This window comes from Micromonospora sp. CA-246542 (assembly GCF_050942905.1).
In the GTDB taxonomy this organism is placed as follows: domain Bacteria; phylum Actinomycetota; class Actinomycetes; order Mycobacteriales; family Micromonosporaceae; genus Micromonospora.
Map to the genome: position 1 here is coordinate 4564211 of NZ_CP192040.1, position 23258 is coordinate 4587468.

Annotated in this window: 22 protein-coding genes; 15 read left to right on the top strand and 7 right to left on the bottom strand. The window is 69.9% G+C overall.

Annotated elements, in window-relative coordinates; translation table 11 throughout:
• The first annotated feature begins 25 nt into the window (after positions 1–25).
• The 7 genes from ACQP0N_RS21200 (at position 26) to ACQP0N_RS21230 (ending at position 7013) form a co-directional block, all read left to right on the top strand.
• Complete coding sequence (locus ACQP0N_RS21200; protein WP_433113432.1) at positions 26–1825, top strand: RyR domain-containing protein; 1800 nt, start codon at positions 26–28, stop codon at positions 1823–1825.
• Positions 1815–2327 carry a hypothetical protein gene (locus tag ACQP0N_RS21205; RefSeq protein WP_433113434.1) on the top strand — a complete coding sequence of 171 codons (513 nt, stop codon included), beginning with the start codon at positions 1815–1817 and terminating at the stop codon, positions 2325–2327. The genes ACQP0N_RS21200 and ACQP0N_RS21205 overlap by 11 nt, the downstream gene beginning before the upstream one ends.
• 114 nt (positions 2328–2441) lie before the next feature.
• Positions 2442–2930 carry a hypothetical protein gene (locus tag ACQP0N_RS21210; RefSeq protein WP_433113436.1) on the top strand — a complete coding sequence of 163 codons (489 nt, stop codon included), beginning with the start codon at positions 2442–2444 and terminating at the stop codon, positions 2928–2930.
• Between the two features lie 298 nt (positions 2931–3228).
• A complete protein-coding gene (locus ACQP0N_RS21215; RefSeq protein WP_433113438.1) occupies positions 3229–4482 on the top strand; it encodes an MFS transporter in 1254 nt (417 codons plus the stop codon).
• A gap of 230 nt (positions 4483–4712) precedes the next feature.
• Positions 4713–5084 carry a hypothetical protein gene (locus ACQP0N_RS21220; protein WP_433113440.1) on the top strand — a complete coding sequence of 124 codons (372 nt, stop codon included), beginning with the start codon at positions 4713–4715 and terminating at the stop codon, positions 5082–5084.
• A gap of 107 nt (positions 5085–5191) precedes the next feature.
• Positions 5192–6496 (top strand): Na+/H+ antiporter NhaA, encoded by a 1305-nt coding sequence (gene nhaA / locus ACQP0N_RS21225; protein ID WP_433121728.1) that lies wholly within the window; start codon positions 5192–5194, stop codon positions 6494–6496.
• Positions 6441–7013 (top strand): CBS domain-containing protein, encoded by a 573-nt coding sequence (locus ACQP0N_RS21230; RefSeq protein ID WP_433113442.1) that lies wholly within the window; start codon positions 6441–6443, stop codon positions 7011–7013. Before nhaA ends, ACQP0N_RS21230 begins: the two co-directional genes overlap by 56 nt.
• 3 nt (positions 7014–7016) lie before the next feature.
• Here ACQP0N_RS21230 and ACQP0N_RS21235 read toward each other — a convergent pair whose 3' ends face one another.
• Positions 7017–8306 carry an SLC13 family permease gene (locus ACQP0N_RS21235; protein WP_433113443.1) on the bottom strand — a complete coding sequence of 430 codons (1290 nt, stop codon included), beginning with the start codon at positions 8304–8306 and terminating at the stop codon, positions 7017–7019.
• Positions 8307–8579: 273 nt separating this feature from the next.
• A complete protein-coding gene (locus ACQP0N_RS21240; RefSeq protein WP_433113445.1) occupies positions 8580–9893 on the bottom strand; it encodes a cation:proton antiporter in 1314 nt (437 codons plus the stop codon).
• Between the two features lie 251 nt (positions 9894–10144).
• On the opposite strand from ACQP0N_RS21240, the gene ACQP0N_RS21245 reads away from it, so the two are divergent.
• Together ACQP0N_RS21245 and ACQP0N_RS21250 are read left to right on the top strand one after the other, a co-directional pair.
• Positions 10145–11038 (top strand): ABC transporter ATP-binding protein, encoded by an 894-nt coding sequence (locus ACQP0N_RS21245; RefSeq protein WP_433113447.1) that lies wholly within the window; start codon positions 10145–10147, stop codon positions 11036–11038.
• Positions 11035–12672, top strand: coding sequence for an ABC transporter permease (locus tag ACQP0N_RS21250; protein WP_433113450.1), 1638 nt, complete (start codon positions 11035–11037; stop codon positions 12670–12672). The genes ACQP0N_RS21245 and ACQP0N_RS21250 overlap by 4 nt, the downstream gene beginning before the upstream one ends.
• Positions 12673–12990: 318 nt before the next feature.
• Here the strand turns inward: ACQP0N_RS21250 and ACQP0N_RS21255 are convergent, their stop codons facing one another.
• The gene (locus ACQP0N_RS21255) at positions 12991–13401 is read right to left on the bottom strand and encodes a helix-turn-helix domain-containing protein (protein ID WP_433113453.1); all 411 of its coding nucleotides are present in this window, start codon (positions 13399–13401) and stop codon (positions 12991–12993) included.
• 125 nt (positions 13402–13526) lie between these two features.
• Between ACQP0N_RS21255 and ACQP0N_RS21260 the strand changes: the two genes are divergently transcribed.
• The 6 genes from ACQP0N_RS21260 to ACQP0N_RS21285 all read left to right on the top strand — a co-directional run bounded on the left by ACQP0N_RS21260 (position 13527) and on the right by ACQP0N_RS21285 (position 18448).
• A complete protein-coding gene (locus tag ACQP0N_RS21260) occupies positions 13527–14234 on the top strand; it encodes an SDR family oxidoreductase (RefSeq protein ID WP_433113456.1) in 708 nt (235 codons plus the stop codon).
• A 204-nt stretch (positions 14235–14438) separates the two neighbouring features.
• Positions 14439–14990, top strand: a complete 552-nt coding sequence (locus ACQP0N_RS21265; protein WP_433113459.1) for a DM13 domain-containing protein — start codon at positions 14439–14441, stop codon at positions 14988–14990.
• Positions 14991–15092: 102 nt separating this feature from the next.
• Entirely contained in the window at positions 15093–15857 is a 765-nt protein-coding gene (locus ACQP0N_RS21270; RefSeq protein WP_433113462.1) for an alpha/beta fold hydrolase, read from the top strand.
• 271 nt (positions 15858–16128) lie between these two features.
• Positions 16129–17703: a hypothetical protein gene (locus ACQP0N_RS21275; protein WP_433113464.1), complete on the top strand. Its 1575-nt coding sequence runs from the start codon at positions 16129–16131 to the stop codon at positions 17701–17703.
• A 119-nt stretch (positions 17704–17822) separates the two neighbouring features.
• Positions 17823–18212 carry an OsmC family protein gene (locus tag ACQP0N_RS21280; protein WP_433113467.1) on the top strand — a complete coding sequence of 130 codons (390 nt, stop codon included), beginning with the start codon at positions 17823–17825 and terminating at the stop codon, positions 18210–18212.
• Between the two features lie 26 nt (positions 18213–18238).
• On the top strand, positions 18239–18448 hold the full coding sequence (locus tag ACQP0N_RS21285; RefSeq protein WP_433113470.1) for a hypothetical protein: 210 nt from the start codon (positions 18239–18241) through the stop codon (positions 18446–18448).
• Here the strand turns inward: ACQP0N_RS21285 and ACQP0N_RS21290 are convergent.
• The 4 genes from ACQP0N_RS21290 to ACQP0N_RS21305 form a co-directional block, all read right to left on the bottom strand.
• Positions 18417–19034, bottom strand: coding sequence for a response regulator (locus ACQP0N_RS21290; RefSeq protein ID WP_433113473.1), 618 nt, complete (start codon positions 19032–19034; stop codon positions 18417–18419). The genes ACQP0N_RS21285 and ACQP0N_RS21290 overlap by 32 nt on opposite strands.
• A complete protein-coding gene (locus ACQP0N_RS21295) occupies positions 19031–19840 on the bottom strand; it encodes a sensor histidine kinase (protein WP_433113476.1) in 810 nt (269 codons plus the stop codon). The genes ACQP0N_RS21290 and ACQP0N_RS21295 overlap by 4 nt, the downstream gene beginning before the upstream one ends.
• A gap of 273 nt (positions 19841–20113) precedes the next feature.
• Positions 20114–22279, bottom strand: a complete 2166-nt coding sequence (locus ACQP0N_RS21300) for an FtsX-like permease family protein (RefSeq protein WP_433113479.1) — start codon at positions 22277–22279, stop codon at positions 20114–20116.
• Complete coding sequence (locus ACQP0N_RS21305) at positions 22276–23013, bottom strand: ABC transporter ATP-binding protein (protein ID WP_433121730.1); 738 nt, start codon at positions 23011–23013, stop codon at positions 22276–22278. Before ACQP0N_RS21305 ends, ACQP0N_RS21300 begins: the two co-directional genes overlap by 4 nt.
• Positions 23014–23258: the final 245 nt, after the last annotated feature.

Genomic DNA, 23258 nt, shown 5'->3' on the forward strand with positions numbered 1-23258 from the left:
CGACCTCGTCAAATACCATGAGCTCATGACGGATCCGGTCGCCGGCTCGTCCCGCCCGACCGGCTGGAGTCTGCGAGTCCTCTTCGGCCTGATCGGGCTGGCTGCCCTCGTCCTCGGCTACGTCGGCTTCGAGCGCCTGCTCCAGGCCCGCCCGGACGTCGCCCACGATCCGTACGACGTGCTCTACTACGACCTGCAACTCTTCGTCTTCGGCGCCGAACCCTTCCAGAACGCCGGCCCCTACCCGTGGCAGCTGCAGGTCGCCCGGTTCGCCGCCCCGCTGTTCACGCTCCTCGCCGTGGCCGAGGCCAGCCGGCTGCTGTTGGCCGCCGAGAGTCGCCGCCTGCGCGCCCGGCGGGCACGTGGTCACGTCCTGGTCTGCGGCGACTCCCAGTTCGCCCACATGCTCGCCGACCGGCTCTTCGCCGACGGTGAACGTGTGGTGGTGGTGCGCTCCGAGCCGTTCGGGCCGCTGGAGTACCGGCGGCGCCGGTACCTCGGCGTGGTCGGTGACCCGACCAGACCCGAGGTGCTGCGCGGCGCCGGGCTGCCCCGAGCCCACACCATCTACGCCTGCAGCGAGGACGACGACCGCAATCACGCGATCGCCAACACCGCCAATCGCCTCATCCAGGACCGACGGCAACCACCGCGGGTCTACATCCTGGTTCACGACTCGGAGATGTGTCTGTCCCTGCAGGCCCGACGGCTCGGCGCCGCCGGGTCCAGCCGACTGCGGCTGGACTACTTCCACGTCGACGACGTCGCCGCACGCGCGCTGCACCGGCACCACCCGCTGCCCGGAGCGGGAGTCCGACCAACGAGGATCCTCATCGCGGGCACCGGCAGCTTCCGCCGGGCTCTCCTGCTGGAGACCGCCCGGCACTGGCGTGCGTTCCGCGCCGACACCCCCGGGGGCCACGCAGTGCCACCCCTGCGGGTGGACGTCGTGGCACCGGACGCCGGTGCCGAGATCGCGCTGGCGTCCTCGCGTTACCCGTTCCTGGCCACCGTCTGCCAGTTGACCGCGTACGACCTGGACCTCGACGGCGTCGTCGATCTCGGCCACGACCGCTACGACCGCATCTACGTGTGTGCGCCGGACGAGATCAACGGCCTGCGGTTCGTGCTGGACACGCCCGCCCTGTGGCAGGGCGCCGAGAGTGCCGTGTTCGTGCCGGTCTACCGACAGGCGGCGCTCGCCGCGGCCTTTCACGGCGACTCCCGCCACGACCTGCTCGACGAGGTGCACGGCAAGCTCCGCCTCTATCCGGTGCTCGCCCACGCCTGCGACGCCCGGCTGATCGCCGAGGATCTCACCGAGCGGCTGGCCCGGCTGATCCACGAACGGTATGTCCAGGCCCAACAGCGCGCCGGGGTACGACTCGGCGACGCCCCGGCGATGGTGGACTGGGCGCGACTACCCGAGTCGTTGCGGCGGGCCAACCGGGCCCACGTCCAGGACATCGCTGCCAAGCTGTTGGATCTCGGTTGTGTCGTGGCGCCCCGGCACGGTGACACCGTTGACGCCTCGGCCGCCGGGCAGGCCATCGACGACGGGATCGAGGAACTCGCCCGCCTGGAGCACGAGCGGTGGTGCCGGGAACGGCGCGGGGACGGCTGGACGTACGGCGACCCGCGCGATGACGCCCAGCGGCGGCACCCCGCCCTACGACCGTGGGAGGAGCTGCCGTCCAAGGTGCGGGAGCAGAACCGCGAGGGGGTCCGGGCACTGCCCGACGTGCTGTCCGACAGCGGGTTCGAGCTGATCCGTCTGGCACCCCCGGTGCCCGCGCAGCGGACGGGCCCGACGGATGCCGCCTGACCTCGGTCCGGTCCGCGTCGGCGTGACCGGGCACATCAACCTGACCCGCGACACCGAACTGCTCGTCGCCGACGCGCTCCGCGTCGAACTGGGCCGGATCAGCGACCGTCCCGTACACGGCGTCACCTGCCTGGCGGCCGGCGCGGACCAGGTCTTCGCGCGCACGATCCTCGATCTGGGGGGCACCTACGAGGTGATCCTGCCGGCCCTGGACTACCGGGTCGCGGTCATCAGGCCGGAGAATCGGCTGACCTTCGACGAGCTGCTCGACCGGGCGGTGGCGGTCGTCCACACCGGATACGACCGCTCGGACACCGACGCGTACGTGGTCGCCAACCGGGAGCTGGTCCGACGGGTCCAACGACTCGTGGCGGTGTGGGACGGCAATCCTGGCCTGCACCCCGCGTCGACGGACCGGACCATCGACTGGGCGCGGCGCCACGGCGTCCCGACCACGATTCTCTGGCCCCTCGGTGCCCGTCGAACGCCCACCGAGGGTTGACGAACCGCTCCTGCTGTCGATCGACGAAACCGCCGTTGGCCCGATAACTGGTCCCACCCGATCGACTGCCACTGGTAGCGTGCGCCGAACATGAAGATCACGGGGGAAACATCGATGAACCGAACTCGACTCGTCCTGACCGGCCTGGCCGTCGCGGCGGCGATCGCGATGTCGGGCTGCGATCCGCAGCCCGAATCCGAGAGCACCGCGACCGCGCCATCCCCGGCGGCCGCAAGTGCCGCCCCGACCGGCAGTCCGGCCACCACCGCAGCCAGCGCTCCGGCCAACGACGCGGCCACGGTGAAGGCCTGCGCCGACATCAAGAAGGACATCAAGGACAACGCCACCAAGATCGCCAAGGCCGAGAAGATCGGCCCGCCGGCCGGGCATTTCGCGGTCAGTGCACAGTGGGCCGCCGGCTCGGTCGCGATCCTGGCGCACACGATAGGCGCCAACGACGCGGTCACCACCGCCTCCGAGAAGATCCAGAACGAGATGATGAGCCTGAGCGACGCGTACAACAAGTCCGCCGACGCCAAGCCCAGCAAGAAGGCCCTGGAAGCAGCCACCAAGGAGTTGGACACCGCCTGCTCCGCCGCCTGACCGTTTCGAGCACCAATCGGCGGTGACCCCCACCCGGACGGTCACCGCCGATTCGCATGTCAGGCGGTCGTCGGCACCCGCGTCAGCGGCCTCTGAACAACCCACGGACACACCCGCGACGAGTAGCGGGCCCCAACCGACTGCCCTCGCAGTGCCGGGTCTGTCTCCGAACAGCGGTCGAGGCGGCACGGATTCCGGCCAGTCGTTCGGGATTTCCCGCAGTGCTATGGCGGGACCGTGGATCGGAACGGCAGTTGGGGGGTAAGTCCCAGCAGATGGCGCAGCGGGAGGAGCGACGGTGACCCGAGGGGAGATGACGCTCACCGATGCCGGCGCGGACCAGCGCGACGCCGACGGCGAGCGCAGGAATCTGGTCCGATATTCGGTGCTCGCCTCACTTGCCCGGCTGGCCGACGAGGGTGCCCGCGTGGGGCTCGTCCTGCTCGCGGTCGAGACCACGCGGAGTGCCGGGTTCGGCGGCCTGCTGGTCGCCGCGATCATGGTCCCGCACGTGGTCGCGGCGCCGCTCGTCGGCACGGTGGCCGACGCCACCTCCCGGCGCAAGGTGTTCTACAGCGGCGCGCTTCTGATGTACGCCACAGCGCTCGCACTGACCGCGGTGGCCACCGGCTCGTCTCCGCGATGGGTGGCCGTCGCCGCCGCACTGGCTGCCGGTTGCGTCGGCCCGTTACTCAGCGGCGGGCTCACCAGCCTGCTCAACGAGCTCGTCCCCGGGCGCCTGCGCAGCGCGTACGGCATCGATTCGACCCTGTACGGCCTGGCGGGCATCATCGGACCGTCGGCGGCGGCCCTGTTGGCCGGCGCGTTCGGCGGCCGGGTCGCGGTGTTCTGCCTCGCCGGCTCGGCCGCCGCCGCCTCGTTGCTGCTGTGGTCGCTTCCGTTGGCGCGACGCGAGCGCTCGGAGAGGTATCACCTGCGCGGCGCCGACTTCCTCGGTGCCGCCAAGGTCATCATCAAACGGCCGGCCCTCGGCTCGGTCACGCTGGGCAGCTGCCTCGGGCAGTTGGGCGCCGGCGCGCTGCCGGTGACCGCCGCGCTGATGGCGCAGCGGATCCACAGCACCTCGCTGACCGGTGTCATCCTGTCCCTCATCGCGCTGGGCGCGCTGGCCGGATCGCTGCTGTATGTGTATTTCCCACTGCGCTCGTGGCTACCCGAGAACGTCATCCTCGTCTGTCTGCTCGCGACTGCCGTCCCGTTCGCCGCAGCCGCCGCGTTCCACACCACCCCTGCCGTCTACCTGCCTGCCTTCGCGGTCGGCGGCCTGATCAACGGCCTGATGTTCTGTTCCCTGTTGGTGGTTCGTGGCCGCGAGGCGCCGCCCGAGCTGCACACCCAGGTGTTCACCGTCGGCGCCGGCCTGAAGAGCGCGTCCGGCGCCATCGGATCCGCGTTGGCCGGTGGGGCGGCCGGTGCCGGCGTGGCTGTCCTGCTGGGCGGGGTGGGCCTCTGCCACGCGCTCGGCGGGCTCCTGGGCGCCGCGGTACTCCGCGCGCCGCGTCGACGCCCGATGGACCCGGAAAGCCAGTGATGGAACGCCAGCGTCGTTGGGAGCACCCTTGCTCGGCTCGCTGCCCTGAAGCGGAACGGCTTCGCATCGCCACCCAATTGGTGGCCACAGCGCACGACGGGCCTTCGAACTGACGCGGGCGAGAAGCGGCGGTACGGGCAGCCAGCAAATTTCTACACGTCTATCGTGAGATGCACGCGCCCGACCGTCTAAGTGTCGGGTCTGGATGGCCGCGAGATGAGACTGAGGCCGTGGGCGTTGCTGACGAAGCGGAGAACCGCAGGGTCGCGCTGATCCGGGAGCTGGTCGCGGGCGGGCTCGGTGTCGTAGTGACATCGTTCCTCGCGGTGGTGCTCTTTCCCGCCGAGGAGCCGGTCGGGCGGGTGCTCGTGATGGCAACGGCCTGCGGTCTGCTGGCCGCGTCGCTGAGCAATTGGCGCGCAACGCTGGCCACGGCGGCGATCGCCGAGGGCGTGTTCGTCACTGTGCTCGCTGATGGCGCTCCACCGACTCCCGCCCCAGTGGGTTTCACGCCAGTTTTTGTCGTGGCCGTGGTGTTGGGTGTGGGGAACAGGCGCCTACGACTGCTCATGCGCAGTGATGAGGTGCGCGGCCGGCGGTAGTCAGCGCCGTCCGTCCGCGCTCTGGAGTGCCGGTAGAATGACTATCGGTGCGCCGGGAAGTCTGGTCGGCAGATGGATCCAACCCGTCTCCCGAAAGCTGGCCGCCTGTGACGTCGAACCCTCAACCGCCCCCTCGTGTCCTCGGCCGCGCTTCCTGGGCCGAAGCACGCCGCATCGCCGACGTGCTCCGTAAGGAGACGATCGGCGGCGCCCTGCTGCTGATCGGTGCCGTCGTTGCGCTGATCTGGGCGAACTCGCCATGGGCACATCGCTATCAGGCAATGACGGATCTTGTCATCGGGCCTCACGCGCTGCACCTTGATCTGTCGCTGGCGACGTGGGCCTCCGACGGGCTGCTGGCGATCTTCTTCTTCGTCGCTGGTCTCGAACTCAAGCGCGAGTTCGTCGCCGGTGATCTGCGTGATCCCCGCCGGGCTGCGGTTCCTGTCGCCGCGGCGCTCGGCGGCGTACTCGTGCCCGCCTTGCTCTATGTGGTGGTGAACTCAGGTGGCGCGGTGGACGGTTGGGCGGTTCCGACCGCCACCGACATCGCCTTCGCTCTCGCCGTGCTGGCAGTGATCGGCCGGCACCTGCCGAGCGCGCTGCGCACCTTCCTGCTGACCCTGGCGGTGGTGGACGACCTGCTGGCGATCGTCATCATCGCGGTCTTCTACACGACCCATCTGTCGGTGCTGCCGCTGTTCGTCGCCGCAGTGCCGCTGGGCCTGTTCATGCTGCTGGTGCAGCGTCGGGTGCGATCGTGGTGGCTGTTACTGCCGTTGGCGTTCGCAACCTGGGCGCTGGTGCACGCCTCCGGCGTACACGCCACCGTCGCCGGGGTGTTGCTCGCCTTCGCCGTTCCGGTGCTGCGCTCCGAGGGCGGCGGCACCGGGCTCGGCTTGGCCGAGCACTTCGAGCACCGATTCCGCCCTATTTCCGCAGGTTTCGCGGTGCCGGTGTTCGCGCTGATGTCCGCCGGGGTGGCTGTCGGCGGGCTCGCTGGTCTGGCCCAGGCGGTCAGCGACCCCATCGCCATCGGCATCATGCTCGGCCTGGTAGTCGGCAAGCCGCTGGGCATCCTGCTGGCGACCTGGCTCGTCGCCCGGTTCACCCGGGCCGAGCTGGACACCGGGTTGGCCTGGATCGACGTGGCCGGCCTGGCCGTGCTGTCCGGCATCGGATTCACCGTCTCGCTGCTCATCGGCGAACTCGCCTTCGGTATCGGCAGCGACGCCGACGGCCGGGTCAAAATCGCCGTGCTGGCAGGCTCCCTGATCGCTGCGGCGCTCGCCACGATCATCCTGCGGATGCGCAATCGCGTGTACCGGCAGATTTCCGAGACCGAGCAGATCGACCGTGACCGTAACGACGTGCCCGACGTCTACGAGCAGCACGACACCTACCAGAAGTAGACCGGTCGCGGACGGGGCTACCGGCGGCATCAACCAGATCGACGTGGCCCGCCGGGCGTATCGTCGGGGCATGCGCGCGAGCGATGTGGCGACCTCCATCGAGACCGTTACCGAGGATATGCCGGCCCGGGAGGCCGCGCGGATCCTGGCCGCGCAGGATCTACCCGGCCTCATCGTGGTGGATTCTGCGGGCCGCCCGTCAACGGTGCTGGCCGGTACGCAGGTGCTGCGGATGGCGCTGCCGTCCTACTGCCAGGATGATCCGGCGTTGGCTCGGGTGATCGACGAGGCCGCCGCCGACGTGATCTTGAAGGGTATCGGCAACCGTACCGTCGCGGACCTGCTGCCCCGCAACCGGCTGGACCTCCCGGCGGTCAGCGCCGATGCCACCCTGCTCGAGGTCGCTTCGGTGATGGCTCGATCGAACGTGCCGCTGGTCGCGGTCGTCAACCGCGACCGGGTGATGACCGGCGCGATCACCCTGGACGGGTTGCTCGACCGGATGCTCGGCACCTGAGCGTCAGAAGAACCGCAGCCACAGATACGGAACCGCGATCGCTACCGAGATCACGGTGACGATCAGACCATACTTGGTGAATCCCCAAAATGTGATCTTGTGCCCGGCACGTTCGGCGATTCCGAGCACCACCACGTTCGCCGACGCGCCGACGGCAGTGGCGTTCCCGCCGAAGTCAGCACCGATGGCGAGCGCCCACCACAGCACCTGAGCCTTGTCGAGGCCGCCTTCGGCGTTCACCAACTCGCTCACGATCGGACTCATCGTCGCCACGTACGGGATGTTGTCCACGATCGCCGACAACCCCGCCGACGCCCACAACAACAACATGGTGGCCGGCCACAGCTTGCCCTCGACAGCCCCGGTGGCCGACCGGGCGATGCTGTCGATCACGCCGGTGGCGACCAGGGCGCCGACCATGATGAACAGGCCGGCGAAGAACACGAGCGTCGGCCACTCGACATCCTTGGCAACGTCCTGCGCGTCCAGCCGGGACAGCGCCAACAGCAGCAGGCCGCCGAGGATGGCCACCACCGACGGTTCCAGGTGCAGCACCGTGTGCAGGCTGAACGCGAGCAGCACCGCGCCCAGCACCACCAGGCTGATCACGACGAGCCGGCGGTCGCGAATCGCGTCCGCCTCCCGAAGCGCCATCACCCGGGCGGCACGCTCGGCGTCGTAGCGGAACGCCTTGCGGAACATGATCCGGCACAGAGCGATGAACACGACGATCACGATCAGTACCAGCGGGGCCATCACGTTCAGGAAGTCGGTGAAACTCAACCCCGAACGACTGGCAATGATGATGTTCGGGGGGTCGCCGACCAGGGTGGCCGCACCGCCGATGTTGGACGCGAGGACCTCGGCGATCAGAAAGGGGATCGGCGGCACGTCGAGCCGCTCACAGACCAGCAACGTCACCGGCGCCACCAGCAGAACCGTGGTGACGTTGTCCAATGCCGCCGACACCACGGCGGTCACCACGACCAGGATGACCATGATCGGAAACGGGCGGCCCCGGGCCTTCTTGGCGCTCCAGATCGCCAGGTACTCGAACAGGCCGGTGCGCTTCAACACGCCGACGATCAACATCATCCCCAGCAGCAGGAAGATGACGTTCCAGTCGATGCCGGCCTCTTCGGAGAAGAACGCGTGCTCGGCGTCGGTCGCTCCGACCGCCAGCATGATCGACGCACCGCCCAGGGCCACCGTCACCCGGTTGATCTTTTCGGTGGCGATCAGGATGTAGGCGGCGACGAACACGACCACCGCGATCCAGGCCAGGGTGCTCATGAGGCGGTTCTCCTGTTCTGGTCAGCCGTCGTCGCAACGCCGACCAGGCTTCCCGGCACACCTGAGATCAACCTATCAGCCTCGAAGGTCGACAGGCCGAGCCAAGTCACTCGCCGCATCCGCTGGCACAGATCCTTCCCGCCGATCCTCAGAGTGGGCGGTCGCCGCAGCGATGACCGCCGCATGAGGGACGGCAGGGAACGGTTGTCGCACGGAACCCGACTCCCGTTGCCGTCGGGCTCTGCCTAGGTGTTCTGTCCATGGACAGAACACCTAGTCGTCGTCGGCGGCGTCACCCCGCGTTTGTCCGACCGTCCCGGCCTCGCCGTCGCCCTTGTGGGTGGCAGCCGCGGTGGGCTCGCCGCCGGACCGACCCCGGACCGCTGGCCGTCGACGCATCCGACGCAACGCGTTGTGCCAGTTGGGCGTGTCGGCGGTGTCGTCGAAGGCCCGCGCGATCACGACGTCGGTCGACGAGTGCGCCAGAATCGAGATGACGATCGTCAACGCGACCAGATGGAAGATCTCGTCTGCCGCGGTAATGCCAGACTCGATCACCAGCAGGCCGTAGACGACCGAGGCGAAGCCCTTGGGTCCGAACCACATCGCCGCTGCCTGCTCCCGCAGGGCCAGCCCAGAGCGCAGGAACGAGATCCACAGCGCGATCGGCCGGGCGACCACGATGGCCAGAACGGCGAAGACCCAACCGGCCAACGAGATGTCGCTGAGGAAGTCGACCGAGATCAGGGCTCCGAAGACCAGCAGTGCGGCCAGCTTGAGCAATTCGGCGACATTCTCTCCGAAGTGCTCGAACGCCGCGCGCTCCCGGGGACCGAAGGTTGCCACGGTGATGCCGGCGGCGAACGCGGCGAGGAACAGATTGCCGTGGGTGGCCTTGCCGAGCGCCAGCACCAACAGCCCGATCGCCACTCCGTTCAGTGGCGCGTACGCCGCCGACGCGGCGAAGAAACGAGTACGCTCCAAAGCGAGCGCCGCCAGCGGCACCAGCACCCCGATCGCCAGGCCGACGGCCAATTCAGTGGTCAGATCACCGAGGTGCAGGTCATCGGAGCCGGCCGCGACCGCGAGCAGTACCACCACGAACGGCAACGCGAGTCCGTCGTTCACCCCGGACTCGACATTGAGAAGATGCCGCAACCGCGCAGGCACCTTGTCGTTGCCGACCAACGCGGCCGCGAAAACCGGATCCGTGGGCGCCAGAATCGCCCCTATCAGGAGGGCCTCCGCCCAGCCCAGCCCGGCCACATAGTGGCCCAGCGTCGCCGTCACCAGCAACGTCAGGGGCAGACCCCAGCCCAACGCTCTGCCGGGCAGTCTCCACGCGCTGCGCAGGTCAGCCCAGCCCACGCGCATCCCATCGGTGAACAGCACCGCGAACAGGGCCAGCTCGGCCAGCTGCGCCACGATCGGCGAGTCGGCCTGTAGGTGCAACACACCGGTGGTGCCATCACCAAGGACGAAGCCGGCGACCAGGAACAGCGCCGCCGTGGACAGGATCGTGCGGTGCGCGAGCGCCGACACGAGCACGGCGGCGAGCAGGACAGCCGCGAAGCAGAGGAGCAGCACGGAAACCTCCGGGGCGCAGGGTTCAACACGGTGCCGACCAGACTTCCCGGCGCTCCAGAAACCTCGCAGATCATAACGGCCCCACCGACCACGCCGCTCCTGTCCTGGGGAGCCACCCATGGCACGCAGCGCGCCGCGCCGACCGTGGCAGGGCTCCCAACCGGTGCGGACGGGGAGTACGGTGAGCCACAGGTGTGCCGGGAAGCCTGGTCGGCGGTCATTGATCCATGCCGACCGAAGGGCTTCCTGCGATGACCGATTTCGCGCTGCGCGCTGTCGACCTCACGAAACGGTACGGCCACCTGACCGCTCTCGACACCTTGAACCTGGACATCATCCCCGGTGAGGTGTTCGGCTTCCTCGGTCCCAATGGTGCCGGCAAGTCGACCACCATCCGCCTCCTGCTCGGCCTCGCCCGGCCCACCGCCGGCCGGGCCGAGGTGTTCGGCGTCGACGCCGCCGATGTCGCCCACGCGCACCGGCACCTTGCCTACGTGCCGGCTGATGTGGCGTTGTGGCCGCAACTGACCGGTGCCGAGATCCTGCACCTGCAAGCCCGAACCGGTCCCGGCACTGACCTGGCCTACCGCGATGAGCTCGTCGAACGCTTCGCTCTCGACCCGTCGAGAAGGGCCCGCACCTACTCGACGGGTAACCGGCAGAAGGTCGCCTTGATCGCCGCCTTCGCCACCCGGGCCCGGCTGCTGGTGCTCGACGAGCCGACCAGCGGCCTGGACCCGTTGATGGAACGTGAGTTCCGCACCGCGGTCCGGCAGGCCCGCGACCGCGGGCAGACCGTCTTCCTGAGCTCCCACCAACTCGGCGAGGTAGAAGCGGTCTGCGATCGGGTGGCCATCCTGCGCGCCGGCCGGCTCGCCGAGGTCTCCAGAATCAGTGACCTGCGGGATCTGCATCGCGCCGAAGTGACGATCGCCTACACCGGCACGGCACCTGACCTGAGCGTGATCCCCGGCGTCGAGGCGGTGGAACCGGCCGGCGAGCGACGACTGCGGTTCACCCTCAGTGGCGAGCCCGGCCCCGCTCTGCGAGCGCTCGCCGCGGCGGAGGTCACCGCTCTGAACATGCGGGAGCCGAGTCTGGAGGAGATCTTCCTCGACTACTACGGAGCGGAGGCCGCCCGATGAGCCTCGACACCATTTCCGCCCCGGCCAACCGGCAACAGACAGCGGATCCCGCGCCGGGCCGGGCTGTCGCGTGGCTGGCCATCCGTCAGGTTCGACGCGCTGCACTCATCCTTGTCGGACTGGCCGCCGGGATGACCACGCTGGTCGCCGCCACGTACGCGCAGGTGATGGCCGACCCGGCGGCGGCCGGCAGCCTACGGGCCCTAGCCGGCAACCCGGCGATCCGGACGCTGTTCGGTGCCCCGGTCGGCCTCGACACCGCCGGTGGGTTCACCGTGTGGAGGGTCGGCACCGTCATCGCGGTCCTGCTCGGCGCCTGGTCGGTCCTGGCGACCACCCGGATCACCCGCGGTGAGGAGGATGCCGGTCGCTGGGACCTGCTGCTGTCCGGCCGTCTTCCGGCACCAGCCGTTCTCCTGCGCCATCTAGGACCCGTGATGGCGGTCAACGCGGCCACCGCCACCGCCATCACGGCTGCCCTGCTACTGTCCGGCACCGAACCGGCCGGCGCCCTCCTCCACGGTGCCGGCACCGGCCTGCTCGGGATGTTCTTCACCGCGGTCGCCGGACTTGCCGCCCAGATCTTTTCCGCCCGACCGGCGGCCACCGGCGCGGCCGTGGCGGTACTGGCCTGCGGCCTGCTGATTCGGATGATCGGCGACGGCGTCACGGCACTCGGCTGGCTGCACTGGCTCTCACCGTTCGGGCTGCTGTCCCTCAGCGGCCCGTACGTCCACAACCGTGTGCTGCCGCTGCTCCTGCTCGCCGCCGCCACCGCCCTGATCATCGCGCTGGCCCTGACCGCAGTCCGCCGCCGCGACGTGCGTGACGGTCTGATTCCCGCAGCGCCCGGACGGCGCCCACGAACCCTGCTACTGGCCAGCACGGAGACGTTCGCGGCACGCCGAGTGTTGCGACCGCTGACCGGCTGGCTGATCGGTGTCGGCGCCTACTACCTGCTGATCGGGATGACCGCGGTCTCAATCACCGACTTCCTGCGCGACAACCCGGCCTTGGCCGACGAGGCCACCCAGGCAGGCTTCGAAGGGTTGGGCAGCATCACCGGATTCACCGCGACCCTGTTCGCTATCCTGTCCATGCCCGTCGGTGGATTCGTCGCCGTCCGGATGACCGCGTTCGTGACCGCCGAGACCGACCGGCGGCTGACCCTGCTCACGAGTCAACCGATCACCCGGACCCGGCTGATCGGCACCGAACTAGCGGTCACCGCCGTGGCGGCGGCGGTCCTGGCCACCTGCGCCGGTCTGGCGACCTGGCTCGGGGTGACGGCCATCGACGGTGAGCTGGCCGCAGGCGCCGCACTGCGCGGCGCCTGGAACATTCTGCCGCTCGTGCTGCTCAGCCTCGGCGCAGCGGCGTTCGCGGTCGGCTGGATCCCACGCTGGACGATGCTCCTCGGCGGCCTTCCTACCACCGGCGGGTTCCTGCTGCTCGTCATCGCCGAGAGCGTCGCGGCGCCGGATTGGGTACGCGACATCTCGCCGTTCGCTCACCTGGCGCCCGTACCGCTCACCAAGGCCAGCATGACGGCCGTAACAGTCATGCTGGCCATTGCGACGCTCCTGGCCGTGCTCGGCGTCGCCGGCTACCGTCGCCGGGATCTGCGTTCCTGAACGAGCTCCCGCGCGCCGGCACCCTGCCCCGCAGATGGATCTTGCTCACGGCGTCGGCGCGCGGGAGTTCGGGTCGCCCCCCGCAGCCTCGACGCCTGCCGGTCAGCCTGCGGGTGCGCTACCCGCCAGCGCCCTCTTTCGCGCCGTCAGGGGTGATGGCGCCACCGCCCTCCAGGCCGGACGCAGCCCAACCTTGCCATTCGATGCCAGTCGATACCCAGCGTGGGTTGCGCGTCGGTGCCCGCGACACGGCACCGGCCGAGGAGACCGGCGGCCCGGCAACACGGCTTCCCGGCGGCGACGATGACGCCGGTCAGGCTATCCGGACCCAGCGGAGGCAACCACGTCCTGGCCGTCAAGAGATGGACGGTACGTGTGGAGCGCGGCGATCCGTAGCAGGTACGCGAGCCCGGGATCCACCGGCTCGGGCTGCGGGTCCCACGGGGGTGGGGCCAGATGGCCCGCCAGCCGGAACAGATGGGCCTTCTCGGTCTCGGTCAGCCGCAGCGCCGCCGCGATTCCGGTCAGCACGCCCACCGACGGCCGAGGTCCTCTCGCCTGCTCGAGCCGCTCATAGTAGGCAGCCGAAACGTTCGCCAGCGCCGCCACCTCTTCACGCCGCAGCCCCGGTGTCCGCCGCCGGCGCAGCGAGGGCAACCCCGCTTCCATCGGTGAGAGGGCCTCGCGCCGGCGGCGTAGGAATTCACCCAGCCAGTCGCGGTTTTCCACCGCGCCATAGTACGTACGCTGCGCTCCTGCGACCCATGCGCTGTTCGTCACCCGGGCGCCGGGCGGCCGTGATTAACCTCGCAGCATTTGCCTCTGACGTCAGCGTGAGGTTCTAGCGTGTTGGTATGCGAATCAACGGCTCAACAGCTCTCGTGACCGGCGCCAACCGGGGCCTCGGCAAGGCCTTCGCCGAGGCACTCCTCGCCCGCGGCGCCACCGTCTATGCGACCGCACGACGCGTGGATAGCATCGACATCCCCGGTGCCATCGCCCTTCAGATGGACATCACGGATCCCACGTCCATCGAGGCCGCGGCGGCCCAGGTTGGTGACCTCAACATCCTCATCAACAACGCCGGCACCTCCACGGACGCCCCGCTGCTCGGCCCTTCCACGGAGAACATCCGCAAAGACCTCGACACCAACTTCTGGGGAACCCTCAACGTCACCCGTGCGTTCGCGCCCAGGCTGGCCGGTGGCGCCATCCTCAACGTCATCTCGGCGTTGAGCTGGTACACCTTCTCCCCCGGCAGCAACGGGTACGCCGCCTCGAAGGCCGCCGAGTGGTCCCTGACAAACGGCATCCGACTCGAGTTGGCCGATCAGAAGACTCTGGTCACCGCCCTGGCGCTGGCGATCGCCGACACGGACATGATGGCCGGCGTCGACATCCCCAAGCTCGCGCCCCACGAGGTGGTCAGCCAGGCCCTCGACGGACTGGAGGCGGGCAAGATCGAAGTCATCGCGGACAAGCCCACCGCCAACGTCAAGGCCTCTCTCTCCCGTGACCCCGCCCTCTTCTACGCCGACCTCGCCGGCAACCTCTTCGCGTGACTCTGCCAGCGTTGGGTCGTCCGGAGTGGACGACCTGGTCAAGGGCGTACGCCCGACGCGGGGCCGGCTTCCGGTGGAGCCGGCCCCGGCTGCGTCCGCAGCCTCGCAACGGCCCACGCCTTCGGCCGGATCGTCCGGCGTCGTAAGCAATCGGTAATCCGGCCCCGCCTGGCCAGGATGAGATCCGGCGGCTTGACTTGAACCGTGACTCGCCGTCTTCTTCGCACTCCGGTCACCTGGATCGTCGCCGCCGCGCTCGGCGTCGGTGCCGCAGGAGCGCTCTACTGGTTCCAGCCTTGGCGGTTGTTCACCGACACGGTCGTGGCGGAGCCCCTCTCCACCACCGTCCCGCAGCCGTCTCAATCCTCATCCGAAGCTGCGGATGTTCCGGTCTCGGCGATCGTCCTCGCGGAGGGCACCTTCGTCACACACGAGCACGACACCAGCGGCACGGTCCGAATGGTCCGCAACCCGGACGGCAGTCACCAGCTGGAGATCGACGGGCTGGACACCAGCGACGGCCCCGACCTACGGGTGTGGTTGTCCGATCAACGGGTTCGCACCGGCACCGCCGGCTGGCGGGTGTTCGACGACGGCCGGTACGCGGAACTGGGCAAGCTCAAAGGCAACCACGGTGATCAGGTGTACCGGCTGGCTGCGGGAGTCGACCCGGCGGCGTTCCGCAGCGTCAGCATCTGGTGCAAACGATTCGCTGTCTCGTTCGGCGCCGCGGAACTCGCCGCCGTCCCCTCGTAGTCGGCGCGTTCGTCCGCTTCGGCAGTCCAGGCGAGACGGGTCGGTTATCCCCGTACAAGCAGTACGAGGTTGCCGGCGGAAACGGTTCGTATCGTCGACGCCATGCGAACTGTTGTCCTTGTACACGGCCTCTGGCACGGCAGCTGGTGCTGGAGCCCGGTGGCCATGCGGCTGGCCACCCGCGGCATTCCGTCCGTCGCTGTCGATCTCGACGGTCACGGGCTGAAGAGTGCCGCGACGGCGGGCGTCACCGCGACGTCGGCGGCGGCGACCCTCATCGAACAGATCCGCCGGATCGGGGGCGGCGAGCCCTGCCTCGTGGTGGCGCACAGCATGGGTGGCGCGGTCGTCACCGCGGCCGCCGAGCAGGCTCCGGAGCTGTTCGACCGGGTGTTCATGGTCGCCGCGCACGCACCGGTGAGCGGCCGTCCTGCGGTCTTCTACCTCAGCGAGCCGGAGAGCGCGGGCGACCAGGTCCTTCCCCTGCTGGTCGGCGATCCGGCACGGACCGGGGTGCTGCAACTCGGGCTCACCGATCGGGCAGCCGTACGGGAGGCGTTCTACGGCGACGTCGACGCGACCACCGCCGACTCCGCCATCAACCTGCTCACCTCGGCCGCGCCGGTCGGTATCGCGGCCGACGTCCCGGGCGTGACCCGCGAGCGCTACGGCTCGGTGCCCAAGACGTACGTGGTCTGCACCAAGGACAACGCCGTTCCGCCGGCGCTGCAGCGACGGCTGATCGGCGAGATCGACGCCGTCTCGGCGTCACCGACCCAGGTGATCGAGCTGGGCTCGTCGCATTCGCCGATGCTCGCGCACCCGGACGACCTCACCGCCGCCATCGAATCGGCCTGGCTGGGCTGATGACGGTCTGACCCCACCTCAGGCCGCGGTGAGCTCCCGGATCGACGGAGAACCACCGCGGCCTGCGGTGGGAAGGCGTCGGGAGCACGCGAGGCTCGAATCGCGGCCAGACGGCGTCCAAGGAGTGACGCCATGTCCAGCATATATCGGGCCCGGACTGATGTCAGTCGGGCGAAAAGGCCTGTTGAGCTGTGGTTTCGCGGCTATAGCCTCACTCGTCGTGATCAACGACAGCTGTTGGACGACACTCCGGACGGCCACCGATTCCGCTATGGCCGACGACCACCTTGGTACCTCCAGGGTTGCCTACATCCGCGGCGACCTCTGGTTGGACGGTCCGGCCGGAGACCCGGTCGCACGGGGCCTTGCGGGTAATCCGGCGGCGCCGGTCGACGTGCTCCTGCGGCTGCTCGACAACCACGCCGAGGCCGTCCCGGCAGCATTCCGGCGACGAGCGGACCTACCGCCCGCGGTCGTCGCAGCGGCGATCCGGCACCCCGTTGCCCGAGTACGCGGCGCGCTCGCGGCCAACCCCCACGTCGACCCGGTGATCCGGCTCCGACTCCTGGACGACCCCGAGCGTCGCGTCTTCGAACTCGTTCGTGAGGATCCGGACCTGGCGTTGCCGGATCGCGCCTTCCTGCGGTCCCTGGACCGGCTCGTGGAACAGTTCCGACAGGGCATCATGACGTCGGACGAACTGCGCGGCGAGGCATTCGAGTTCGGGATTCGCGACCGGCGTGCGGTGCCGGTCGTCGCCACCCACCCGGAACCCCTTGTCCGTGCCGCCGCGGTCGACCTGCTCGGCAACGTGCCCGAGACGTCCCGGGAGCAGTTGCGCGAAACCCTGCTGCACGACGACGTGCCGGAGATCCGGGCGGCGACCGCCCACTTCTACGCCGAGCGGGAACGGGTACAGGAGCCTGCGGACCTGCCCGGCAACGGGTACGCGTACCGGGACATGCTGAGCAGCCTGCGGCTGTCGCCCACGCTGATCGAGCACGTACTGTCCGGTCGGGACCGCGGGCGGGGCGTCGACGCGATGGCGGCCAACCCGAACCTGCCGCCGGAGGTGGTCGAGGCGTTGTTCGACCACCCGTCGGCAGACGTCCGGTGCGGCCTCGCCCAGCGCGACGATCTGACGAGAGCGCAGCTGGCGCGGCTCGCCGCCGATCCGGACGTGTCGGTACGCACCGCCATCTCCGTCCATCCGGCGCTCAGCGAGATGGACCGTGCGGCGATCGACATCGACGTGACCACGGCACCGTACGACCGCCGGACCGCCCTGTTCTGGCACAACCGGGCGGAGTTGCCGTCTCCGCCACTGCCACCACTGGCGGAATCGGTGCGCCTCGCCGTGTCGGTCAACCCGCTGCTGCGCCGGCGGGCCGCCGTCGATCCACGGCTGCCCGCCGACGTCGCCGCCGTGCTATCGGACGACCCCGATTCCGGCGTACGCACCCTCCTCGCCCACCACCATCCGTCCGCACCACCCGACCTGCTGTTGCGGGTGTACCGCGAGTACGAGCACTGCCAGTGTCGTGGCAGTCGACTGCTGGCCCTGCCGAACTTCCCGACGGCAGCGCTGGCCCGGTTCGCCGAGGACCAGGCGCCAGCGGTCCGACGGCTCGTCGCCCGCGACCCACAGGCGGATCCGACGCTCGTCGACCGACTCACCCACGACCCCGACGCCGCAGTACGCGAGGCGATGGCGGCATGCCCCCAACTACCGGCAGACCGGATCATCGAGCTGCTCGACCACGCCGAGCTGGCCGAGTCGGCGGCGGCGAACCCGTCCCTGCCCGTGCAGGTGATGCGAGAGCGAGTCGCCTCGTCCGCCCCCTGACGGTGCTGACGGGTAGCCGACCGTCGGCGGCAGGGGCGGATGTCGCGGCATCTGGTGGTGATGCCGGTAGCGGGCAACAATGACCCGATCGGTTCAGGCACTGCGGACAGGAGCAACCGGTGGAGCACTTCGCGGTCGTGGTCGGCGCCGGCTCGTTCAGATCAGATGACGGCGGCGCGATCCGGTTCCCCCACCGCTGGACATCCGAGGGCGTGACGGTCGAGGCGGACTTCACCGGGGCGCACCTGTTGCACCTCGCTACGGCTGGCTGCGTCCTGAACGACATATATCGGGAGGCAGGCGAACTCGGCATCCGGATCGACGGGGTACGTGTATCGGCCGAGGGAGGTTTCGACACGCAGGCGTGGATATCGAGCGGCATCACCTACCAGGTCGAGTTGAGCTCACCCGCGTCCGGCGAGGAACTTGCCATGTTGTTGGATCGTGTCGACGATGTCGCCGAGATACCGCGGGCGATTCGCGCCGGGGCCACGGTACGAAGAAGCTGACTCGCCTCCGCCCCCGCGAACAACTCGTGCTGGACCTGCGCGGCGACCCCGCCCCGGTACTCCTGGCCGACATCACCAGCAGTGGCTGGGACAGCGCGGTCCGGCAGGCCGACGATGTCCGCCAGCTCATCTCCCGCATCGAGGCCGGCACGTTCGGGTTCCACTGGGAGGACCAGGTGGCGTCGCTGAGGCGTACCTCTGGGGTCAGATCAGGCCATGGTGCAGCGCCGTGGTGACGGCGGCCGTGCGGTCGGCGACGTCCAGCTTGCCGAAGACGCGTAGTAGGTAGGTCTTCACGGTGGCCTCGCTGAGGTAGAGCTCCCGCCCGATGTCGGCGTTCGTGAGCCCTCGCGCGACCAGGCGCAGAACCTCGGTCTCGCGGGCCGAGAGGGCGGGCGGCGCGGGGTGCCGCACCTGCCGCACGAGCGTGGAGGCGACGCTCGGCGCGAGCACGGTCTCGCCCCGGGCCGCGGCCCGGACCGCCTCCGCCAGCTCCGCCGGTGTGGCGTCCTTGAGGAGATAACCGCTGGCGCCGGCCTCGATCGCCCGCAGGATGTCCCGGTCCGATTCGTACGTCGTGAGCACCACCACGCGGACGCCCGGAACGCGCGTCCGGATCCGCCCGGTCGCCTCGACACCGTCACCGCCCGGCATGCGCAGGTCCATGAGCACGATGTCGGGGTGCTGCTCAGCGGTGAGCTGCACGCCCTCCGGCCCCGACGACGCCTCGCCGACCACCGTCAGGTCATCCTCGGCGTCGAGCATTCCGCGCAACCCCATCCGTACGACCGGGTGATCGTCCACGAGCACGATGCGGATCACGCGGGCACCTCCAGCTCGACGACCGTGCCGCCCGCAGGTCCACCGTGGATGGTGAGTGTGCCGCGCACCTGCTCGGCGCGCGAGCGCATGCCGGCGAGCCCGAACCCATCGAGGCCGTCGGACGCGAACCCGCGTCCGTCATCCCGCACGACCAGGCGTACGCCCCGGTCGTCGTACGCCAGCACGACCTGCGCCTCGGTGGCGTGCGCGTGCCGGCGTACGTTGGTCAGTGCCTCCTGGGCGGCCCGCAGGAGTACCACCTCGACCGGTGTGGGCAGCTCCCGGGGCGCCCCGATCACCTGGACGGTGGCGGTCACCCCGGTTTCTTCGCTGAAATAGGCGGCCCGACGGCGTACTGCGTCGGGCAGCGACCCCGACGCGAGCGCGACGGGCGAGAGCGCCGCCACCAGGGCTCTCGCCTCGGCCAGGTTCTCCTTCGCGGTACGCACCGCCAACGCCAGACGCTCGTCGCGCAACTCCGGGTCATACGCCTGAAGCAGCGTGACGATGCTCGTGAAGCCCTGCGCGAGCGTGTCGTGGATCTCGCTGGCGAGACGAGCCCGCTCGGCGGAGATCCCCGCGTCGTGCGAGAGGCGGGCCACTTCGGCGCGACTCGCCTCGAGCTCACCGATGAGGAGCCCGCGTTCCACGTTCTGCCGGATCACGCGCATGATCCAGAAGCTGACCCAGATGCTCGCCGTCCCCGTGATGACCGCGATCAGCAGGTCGGCGGGCACCGCGTGCGGCTCCTCGACGAGGTTGACCGCCGGGGTGACCAGGTTCGCGATGACCTCAATGGCTGTCATACGTCGACGGTGCCGCTCGCGGCCCTTTCCGCGGAACGACCGCTCGACCGTCAGCGACTGTCCATCGAACGGTGGACAGCGCGGGGACCGGGACCTCGTCGGTGTGCGCTCGTGCCGATGGGCGTGGGGATGAGTCGTTGCCCCAGGTCCGCCGTCGCCTGGGCTGAGATGCGCCTCGCCATGGTCACGGTCCCCGCGTCGCCGCGAGAGCGCACCACTGTGGTGGACGACCAGCCGGCGTCGAGCTGCTGATTCACCCGGCCAGCTTGCGCGTCACTCCCTTGAACCCGCGGCGCGGACCGGCGGGGTCCGCAGCAACCGCCGAACCGGCAGGATCGTGGTTACCAGGGCCAGCGCGGTCGCGCCGCCCAGCACCGCGGCCCAGCCCAGCGGTGGGACGTACGGGATCAGCGTGCCGGTGAGCGCATGGACGACCGCGATCAGCGTCATCCCGGCGATCGCCACACCGAGCGTCAGCGCCGTCCCGAGCAGGCCCACCTGTTCGGCTTCGACCATCCGCCGCACCTGCCGCCGGGTCACCCCGGCCAGGCGGAGCACCGCGAGTTCCCGGCTGCGGGCCAGCGCGGCCATGACCATGGTGTTGCCGGCGGCCAGGGCCGAATAGCCGACCAGCACGGTGATGAGCAGCTTGTTGAGCCAGGCCGAGATGGCCAGGTCGCGGTTCAACTGCCCGGTCACGGTGCCGGCGTCGGTCACCGTACCGAAGGCGGCCAGCCGTTGGTCGACGTCGCCGGTGGTACGCACGAGCATCTCGTCGTAGACACCGCGTTCCTGGGGCAGCAGTACGTCGCCGAAGCCGAGCCCACGGTCGTAGGTCGCCACGACGCGGGGATGGACCGGTGTGCCGTCGGCCAGCCAGATCTCGGCCGTCTCGCCGACCTTCCAGCCGGAGGACGAGGCCTGCAGGGTCGAGGCGGCAATGGTTCCGTCGGTGAGCTCGGCCAAGCTGCCCTCGCGCACCTTCACGTCGATCGTCGACGTGAGCCCGTTCGGGTCGACCGCCCGGGCGACGACCGGCTCAGCGATATCGAGGACCCGGACCACCACCGACGTGTTCCGGACGCCGGTCGCCGCCTCGACTCCCGGGACCTGGCGTACCTTGGCCACGTCCGTCGACGAGATGCCCTGCGGCGTGGTCAGCACCCGGTCGGCCAGCATGCCGTCGCGGCTCTGCGTGACGGTCTGCCGCTGGAGGTTGTCCTGAAGGAACCAGATCGAACCGCCGAAGCCGATCGCCAGCACGAGCGCGCTCAGCACGACCGACATCCCGCGTGCGTTGACCCGCAGGTTGGCCGCCGCCAGTTCCCCCGGCGCCCGCCACACCGCTCGCAGCACCGGCGACATGAGCCGGGCGGCGAACCCGTTGATCCAGGGCGCGAGCAGCGCGACCGCGAGCACGAGAAGGTAGAGCATGCCGGCCGCCGTGGCCAGCGCGGCCGTGCCGGACAGCCCGGCTGCGAAGAACAGTGAGGCCACGCCGCCGGCCATCGTGACCAGGCCGAAGACGAGCCGGATCCGGCCACCGCGAGCCGGTTCGACCGCGGCCTCGCCGAGCGCCTCGGCCGGGCGGATGCGGGCGATGCGGCGCGACGCGATCCAGGCCCCGGAGGCCGCCACCAGGACGGTTATCGCGACGGCGGCCGCAGCGGCGACCCCGGCGTTGACGATCGGAAAGTCAGCGGGCAGGAAGCCGCGGGTGACCAGCTGGTGGTGCACCCACCGGGTGGACCAGAGACCGGCGGGCACACCGAGCACGGCGGACGCCAGAGCCACGACGACCCCCTCGGCCACGACCAGCAGACGCGCCTGGCGCGGGGTGGCGGCTACCGCCCGCAGCAGCGCCAGATCCCGGCGACGATGCCGGACCGACAGGCCGATCGTGCCGGCCGCCACCACGACGATCAGCAGGACCACGTAGCCGCCGAACGCCGAACCGGCCTCAAGCAGGAACGAGCGAGCCTCGATCGAGTCCGACTGCTCGGCCCAGCCGCGGTCCATCCCGGTGTACGACTCCACGCCGGCCTGCCGGGCGAGCCGGTCGATAGCCCCATACGCGTCCGTGGGGGCCTGAACCTCGACAGCCGACGCGACGCCACCCTCGGCCCCCACCAACCGGACGTCGGTGACGCCGGGGACCGCGCGGATCTCATCGGCCAGCCCGACCGGGACGGTGCCCTCGGGCAGCGGCACCCGCGTGGTGGTCGTGTCGCCGAACTCCTTGGTGATCACGGTCAGCTCCCGATGGGCGACCACCACGTCGGCCGCCGCGAACTGCACCGGTGAGGGCCGGAACACCAGCGCGGACTGTACGAAGACCGCCAGGGTCATCAGGATCATCACCCCACCGGCCAGGGCCACCAGGGTGGCGATGGCGGAGGCGGGACGCTGCCGGAGCAGACGCAACGCGAGACCGGTCATCGGGTGGCTCCCGTCATGCGCGTCGTGGCCAGCACCTCGGCGATCTTCTCAGCGCCCAGGGGCGGCAGGTCCCGGACGATGCGACCGTCGGCCAGCACGAGCACGCGGTCGGCGTAGGCGGCGGCGACCGGGTCGTGGGTCACCATCACCACGGTCTGGTGGAAGTCGTCGACCGCCGAGCGCAGCAGGGCCAGAACGTCGGCGGCCGACTCGGTGTCGAGGGCCCCCGTCGGCTCGTCGGCGAAGATCACGTCGGGCCGGACCGACAGTGCCCGGGCGATCGCGACCCGCTGCTGCTGGCCACCGGAGAGCTGCGACGGCCGGCGCGACCGACGATCCGCCAGCCCGACGCGTTCGATGACCTCCGCCAACCATCGCGGATCGGGCCGCCTGCCCGAGAGCTTCGAGGGCAACTGGATGTTCTCATCGACGGTGAGCGCGCCGATCAGGTTGAAGGCCTGGAAGACGAAGCCGATGCGATCCCGCCGCAGTTCGGTCAGCTTGGTCTCGGAGAGCGTGGACAGCTCGGTGTCGCCGATCCAGACGTGGCCCGACGTCGGTCGGTCGAGGCCGGCGGCGGTCTGCAGCAGCGTGCTCTTGCCGGAGCCGGACGGACCCATGACCGCCGTGAACGTGCCGCGGGCGAAGCTCGCGTCAACGCCGGCGAGCGCCACGACCGGCTCCCCGTCGGTGGCGTAGGTTCGGCTGACTCCGTCGACCCGGACCGCGACCATGTCGATCATCACTAGGCCTCTCGGTGTGCGCTTTTCGCTGACACCCGAACGCTAGGTCGCCCGGCGGCCAAGATCGCTGAAGCCAGCGGGCGTCTTTCCGGTAGCGCAGGCTGTACCTCCAGCGGCGTCCGCCCCGAGCGGTGCAGCCACCCGGGGGCAGGGCGACGGCCGCGAGGTGGGGAATGCCGCGCTGAGCGCCCGCAGTGGGAGCGAGGTCGGAAATTGCCCGCCCGGTCGCCACCAGA